A 6,117-nucleotide genomic window follows, 5' to 3' on the forward strand; every position below is an offset into this window, starting at 1 on the left:
ATCACCCTTTCGGCCTAGACTCCGGCCATGACGGATCAGCGGCCTGCGCAGCCGGGACGCCCGGTCGTCGGGCTCCCGGTGCGGGCGCTGCTGGCGTTCGTGGTGGTCGCGGCGAACGTCGGCGGCGCGGCCGTGGTGCTGGTGATCTCGGCGTTCGTGCTGCCCCGCGAGGAGCTGCTGGACGCGGCCGGGATCCGGCTGGTGAACCTGGTCGTGCTGGGGGCGTACCTGCTCCTCACGGTCCCGATCGGGATCTGGTTCGGCCGCCGCAAGCTGACCCTGCCCCGGCGCGCGACGGACCCCGCCCGGGCCGAGCGCAGGCTGGTGCTGCGCGGGCCGGCCCGGATCACCTGGATGATCGCCTTCCTGTGGTTGCTCGCCGCGGTGCTGTTCTGCCTGGTGAACCTGCGCTACTCGGGGCGGCTGGCGTTCTCGGTGACGGCGACCGTCGCGATCGGCGGGATCACCACCTGTGCGCTGTGCTACCTGCTGGTCGAGCGGATGCTGCGCCGGGCCGCCGCCCGGGTGCTGTCCGGGCGCCCGCCGGAGCGCCGGCGCCTGGTGACCGGGGTGATGCTGCGCTCGGTCGGCTTCTGGGCGCTGGGCACCGCCGTCCCGCTGTGCGGGGTGATGCTGGCCGGGCTGCTCGCGCTGGTCTACGGCGACTCGTCGCCGACCCAGCTGGCGGTGACCATGCTGGTGCTCGGCGGCACCGCGATCGGCACCGGCCTGCTCACCGCGGTCGGTGCGGCCCGGGCGATCGCCGATCCGGTGCTGACCGTGCGGCGGGCGCTGGCCCGGGTGCAGGACGGCGATCTCGACGTCCGCGTCCCGGTCTACGACAACACCGAGCTCGGCCAGCTGCAGGCCGGGACGAACGGCATGGTCGAGGGGCTGCGCGAGCGGGAGCGGATCCGGGACCTGTTCGGCAGGCACGTCGGCCGGGACGTGGCGGAGGCTGCCGCGGCCCGCGGCGACGGGATCCGGCTGGGCGGCGAGCTGCGGCCGGTGGCGGTGCTGTTCGTCGATCTCGTCGGATCGACGACGATGGCGGCCCGGCGGCCCCCGGAGGAGGTCGTGGCGCTGCTCAACCGGTTCTTCGGCGTCGTCGTCGAGTGTGTGGAGCAGGCCGGCGGCTGGATCAACAAGTTCGAGGGCGACGCGGCGCTGGCCGTCTTCGGTGCCCCGATGGACCTGGACGACGCCCCCGGTGCGGCACTGTCCGCGGCGCGCTGCCTGGGCAGGCGGCTGGCCGCCGAGATGCCGGAGATCGAGGCCGGGATCGGGGTCTCCGCCGGCGACGCCGTCGCGGGCAACATCGGCGATCCGCGCCGCTACGAGTACACCGTGATCGGCGACCCGGTGAACGAGGCGGCCCGGCTCACCGAGCTCGCCAAATCGGTCCCCGGCGGGGTCGTCGCGGCAACCCGCGCCGTCGACTCGGCCGGCCGAGAGGCCCGGCACTGGCGAGCCGGGACCGAGGTCACGCTGCGCGGTCGGGACTCCCCCACCCCGGTGCACACCCCGGTCGAGTCGCAGATCTCCCAGGTCAGAGGGAAATGATCAGCATCGTCCCGCCGAATACGATACCGGACGCGATCAGCGTGACCGTCGTGTAGCCGAGGATGTCGCGCATCTTCAGCCCGGCGATCGCGAGCAGCGGGATCGCCCAGAACGGCTGGATCATGTTCGTCCACTGGTCGCCGTAGGCGACGGCCATGATCGCGATCGACGGGTCGACGCCGATCCGCTCGGCGGCGTCGAGCAGCACCGGTCCCTGCACGGCGAGCTGCCCGCCGCCGGAGGGGACGAAGAAGTTCACGACACCGGCCGAGAGGAACGCGAACAGCCCGAACGTCAGCGGCGTCGAGATCGCGACGAAGGCGTCCGACACGACCTGGATCAGACCGGTGTCGGTCATGATCCCGAGGATCCCGGCGTAGAGCGGGAACTGGAGCAGGATCTCCCCGACGTTGGACGCCGAGTTCTTGGTCAGCGCGATCAGCTCCAGCGGGCTGGACACCAGGAGCAGGATCAGGCACAGGAACGACCAGTTGACGATGTCCAGGGTCAGGCCGCCGCCGGTCGCGAAGTGCAGCACCAGGTAGGCGAGCAGTAGCAGGCCGAGCGCGGTGGTGGTGATGCGGCTGACGTCCACCCGGTCGGCCGGGGTGCGGACGGTGGTGTCCACGGCGACATCGGCGTCGCGGGTGTCGCCGGTCAGCGGGGTGGTCCGGTCCCCGCCCCGGGGTGCCATGAGAAACAGCGCTGTGCCCACGACCAGCAGCGTCACCACGATCGCGGTCAGGTTCCACGCCGAGAACGTGGTGCGGATGATGGTGATCGTCTCGCCGAGCTGCTCGGCGACGAAGGAGCCGTCGGTCGCCGCGGTCAGCGGAGCCGATCCGGAGTAGCCCATATGCCATACGACGAACCCGGAGAACCCGGAGGCCACGAGCATCGGGAAGTGCAGGTCCATCCCGCGCTCGCGCCCGGCCGTCGCCACTTCGCGGGCCATCAGCGCCGCGACGATGAGCCCGAGGCCCCAGGTGATCAGCGAGGCGAGCCCCGCGATCAGGAAGACGAACAGGTAGGACTGCATCGGCGTGCGGGGGACGCGGGCCAGCGCCTCCAGCAGCCTGCGGACCGGCCGGGTGTGCGCCAGGATGTGCCCGAGCAGCAGGATCAGCGCCATCTGGGTGATGAAGTCGAGCAGCCCCGACAGGCCGTCGCCCCAGCCCGCGACGACCTCTACCGGCCCGGAGTCGGTGAGCAGCAGCGCGGCCAGCGCGGTCACGAACGTCAGGACGATCGCGAACACCAGCGCCGAGGGGATGAGCTTCTCGACGACGGCGTTCACCGGGCGCATCGCCCGTGACAGCGGGGTTCCGGACGGGGCACTCGTGCCGGATCGGGACATACGACGCACCACTCCTGTGTGGATCAATCAACCTGGTTGATGGAAGATACGGGGGGAACGCACGAATCGCTACGGGTGTGACTCCACATCCTCAGTCGCCCGGTGTGCCGGGCCACTACATGGCGAGTGCCACACCCGTCGGGCAGGATTCGGTGAATGAGCAGCGTCGCCGGAGAGTTCAGCGAGCAGACCACCGCCGCGATCACGCGGGCCCGCCGGCACTCGGTCGGGGATCTCCTGCACCGCACCGCCGCGCGGTACCCGGACCGGCCCGCCGTGGTCGACGGCGCCACCCGCTGGACCTTCGCCGAGTTCGACGCCGCGGTGAACCGCTGCGCCGCGGCGCTCACCGCGAGCGGTCTGGTCAAGGGTGACCGGCTCGCACTGCTCTCGCACAACTGTCGCCAGTTCGGCGTGCTCGCCTTCGCGACCGCCCGGCTCGGCGTCGTCCTGGTGCCGGTGAACTTCATGCTCGGCCCCGAGGAGATCGCCTACATCCTCGACCACTCGGGGGCGGTCGCGTTCGTCGCCGAGGACGCACTCGCCGAGACCGCCGAGAAGGCGCTGGCGCACTCGTCCGCCCCGGTCCGGGTGCGCGGCCGGATCGGGCTCTCCGGCGCGCCGGCCACCGGCAACTGGACCGACGTCGCGGAGTGGATCGACGGTGCCGGGGATCCGGGCGAGCCGGACGTGCGCGTCGGCGACGACGACCCACTGCGGCTCATGTACACCTCCGGCACCGAGTCCCGGCCCAAGGGCGTCGTGCTGTCGTCGCGCTCGCTGGTCACCCAGTACCTGTCCTGCATCGTCGACGGCGGGATGACCGCCGACGACGTGGAGCTGCACTCGCTGCCGATGTACCACTGCGCGCAGCTGGACTGCTTCTTCTCGGTCGACGTCTACCTCGGCGCGACCAGCATCATCGTGCCCGGGCCGGATCCGGCGACGCTGCTCGCCACGATCGCCCGGGAGAAGGTCACCAAGCTGTTCTGCCCGCCGACGGTGTGGATCTCGCTGCTGCGCCACCCGGACTTCGACTCGACCGACCTGTCCAGCCTGCGCAAGGGCTACTACGGCGCGGCCGCGATGCCGGTCGAGGTGCTGCACGAGCTGGCCCGGCGGCTGCCGGACGTGCGGCTCTGGAACTTCTACGGGCAGACCGAGATGTCCCCGCTGGCCACCATCCTGCGGCCCGAGGAGCAGCTGGAGCGGGCCGGATCGGCCGGTCGGGCGTCGCTGAACGTGGAGACCCGGGTGGTCGACGACGCCGGGGAGCAGCTCCCGCCCGGTGAGGTCGGCGAGATCGTGCACCGCTCCCCGCACGCCGCGCTGGGCTACTACAACGACGAGGAGAAGACCGCCGCCGCGTTCGCCGGCGGCTGGTTCCACTCCGGGGACCTGGGCGTGATGACGCCGGACGGCTACCTGTCGGTGGTCGACCGGAAGAAGGACATGATCAAGACCGGCGGCGAGAACGTGGCGTCGCGCGAGGTGGAGGAGGCCCTCTACCTGCTCGACGGCGTCGCCGAGGTCGCGGTGTTCGGCGTCAGCCACCCGCGCTGGATCGAGGCGGTCACCGCGGTCGTCGTCCCGCGCCAGGGGGTGACGCTCACCGAGGAGCAGGTGCACGCGCACGCCCGCGAGCGGCTCGCCGGGTACAAGCGGCCCAAGTACGTGGTGTTCGCCGACGCGCTCCCGAAGAACCCGAGCGGCAAGATCCTCAAGCGGTCCCTGCGCGACGCGCACGCCGACATCGCGGCCGAGCGGGGCTGAGCCTCAGACGCCTCAGACGCCTCAGACGCCTCAGACGGCTCAGGCGCCTCAGACGGCTCAGGCGCCTCAGACGGCTCAGACGGTGAACTCGGCCTCGACGGTCGCCTGCACCGTCACGTCGTCGGGCCGCAGCAGCTCGCCCAGGCCGTCCCCGGAGCTCTCCGGCGCAGCAGCGAACGAGAGGCCGACGGCTCGGGGCGACGGCCCGGGATGCGTGCCGAGCAGCCCGACGTCGGCGACCAGCCGGGGGCGGACCGGGCCGAGATCGAGCGCGTCGGCGTAGTCCTGGGCGCGCTCGCGGGCCTGTCGCAGCGCCTCCTGGCGGACCGCCCGCTCCAGCTCGCGCCGGTGCTCGGTGGCCAGGTCCCAGCCGATCCCCTGCACCGTGACGCCCTCGATCGCGCCGAGCGAGGACAGCCAGTCGCCGAGCCGGGCGACGTCGTCGAACTCGACCGAGATCGACACTGAGGCGTGGTACACCGCCGGGCGGGGCCTGCCCTTGTGCGAGGGCTGCTGGACCGAGGTGCGGACCTGGCCGACCACGTAGCGGCGGACCGGGCCGGCTTCCGGGTCGTGCCGGCCGCGCACGTCGGCCAGCGCGGCGGCGGCGTCCGCCTCGACCCGGGCGCGCACCGATCCCGGCTCGGCGCCCTGGGCGAGGACCAGAAGGTTCGCGGTGCCCCGCTCGGCGGGGACCTCCCGTTCGAACTCGCCGCGCACCCTGATCACGACCTCGCCCGCCGGTGCCTCTGCCATGAGCGCGAGGGTAGTGGCCGTCGGTCCCACCGGAACCGCCGGTGGTTTCGTCCATTCCGGACTTGCTGTTCGAGCATATGTTCCTCTCCGATGGAGGCATGACCGCGGTCATCGACGCCCCCGCCTCGCCCGACCCGCCTGCCGGCCCTGTTCGGCCTGCCGGCTCTGATCCGCCTGCTGCCGCCGATCTGTCGGCGGTGCCGGACTTGTACGCCGTGCGGGCTCGGTTCGAGCAGCTGGCGGCGGTGGTCGACGAGGTGTCGCCGGCGCCGGTGCTGGTGGACCGGATGATCGCGCTGGTCTCCGTGCGCAACAGTGTGGAGGCGGCGTTGGCGGCGACCGAGCTGGCGTTCGCCCGTCGCCGCGCCGCCGACAGTGCAGCCGTGATCGACCCGGAGCGGCTCGAGCGCAGCATCGGCGCCGAGATCGGGCTGGCCGGCCGGGGCTCGCCGACGATCGGGCGCAACCGGATGCGCACCGCACGGGATCTGCACGACGGTCTGGGGCATGTGCGCGGCCTGTTCGCGGCGGGGGAGCTCGACGGGTACCGGGTGTCGATCGTGGCCGGTGCGTCCTCCCATCTCGATGCCGGGCAGCGGGCGGAGGTGGATCGGCGGCTGGCCGGGCACGACATCGCCCGGCTCGGGCCGGCGCGGTTGCGCAGCCTG

Annotated in this window: 4 protein-coding genes and 1 pseudogene; 3 read left to right on the forward strand and 2 right to left on the reverse strand. The window is 72.3% G+C overall.

Annotated features, from left to right (window positions below; all coding sequences use genetic code 11):
• Positions 1 to 27: 27 nt before the first annotated feature.
• Positions 28 to 1,563, forward strand: a complete 1,536-nt coding sequence (locus tag ACVJO7_RS26085; protein ID WP_491675060.1) for an adenylate/guanylate cyclase domain-containing protein — start codon at positions 28 to 30, stop codon at positions 1,561 to 1,563.
• On the opposite strand, the gene ACVJO7_RS26090 is transcribed toward ACVJO7_RS26085, so the two are convergent.
• Entirely contained in the window at positions 1,550 to 2,920 is a 1,371-nt protein-coding gene (locus ACVJO7_RS26090) for a short-chain fatty acid transporter (RefSeq protein WP_491675061.1), read from the reverse strand. The two genes, ACVJO7_RS26085 and ACVJO7_RS26090, sit on opposite strands and share 14 nt — an antisense overlap.
• Positions 2,921 to 3,076: 156 nt before the next feature.
• Between ACVJO7_RS26090 and ACVJO7_RS26095 the strand changes: the two genes are divergently transcribed.
• Positions 3,077 to 4,693: an acyl-CoA synthetase gene (locus tag ACVJO7_RS26095; RefSeq protein WP_491675062.1), complete on the forward strand. Its 1,617-nt coding sequence runs from the start codon at positions 3,077 to 3,079 to the stop codon at positions 4,691 to 4,693.
• Between the two features lie 75 nt (positions 4,694 to 4,768).
• Here the strand turns inward: ACVJO7_RS26095 and ACVJO7_RS26100 are convergent, their stop codons facing one another.
• Entirely contained in the window at positions 4,769 to 5,449 is a 681-nt protein-coding gene (locus tag ACVJO7_RS26100) for an SIMPL domain-containing protein (RefSeq protein WP_491675063.1), read from the reverse strand.
• A gap of 98 nt (positions 5,450 to 5,547) precedes the next feature.
• Between ACVJO7_RS26100 and ACVJO7_RS26105 the strand changes: the two are divergent.
• Positions 5,548 to 6,117: pseudogene (locus ACVJO7_RS26105) on the forward strand (HNH endonuclease); the annotation flags it as partial.

It is taken from the genome of Pseudonocardia sp. DxW (assembly GCF_058448985.1).

Excerpts from the sequence above, each read along its gene's own strand:
- ACVJO7_RS26090 (WP_491675061.1), bottom strand. The coding sequence starts at position 2,920 with ATGTCCCGATCCGGCACGAGTGCCCCGTCCGGAACCCCGCTGTCACGG.
- ACVJO7_RS26085 (WP_491675060.1), top strand. The coding sequence starts at position 28 with ATGACGGATCAGCGGCCTGCGCAGCCGGGACGCCCGGTCGTCGGGCTC.
- ACVJO7_RS26095 (WP_491675062.1), top strand. The coding sequence starts at position 3,077 with ATGAGCAGCGTCGCCGGAGAGTTCAGCGAGCAGACCACCGCCGCGATC.
- ACVJO7_RS26100 (WP_491675063.1), bottom strand. The coding sequence starts at position 5,449 with ATGGCAGAGGCACCGGCGGGCGAGGTCGTGATCAGGGTGCGCGGCGAG.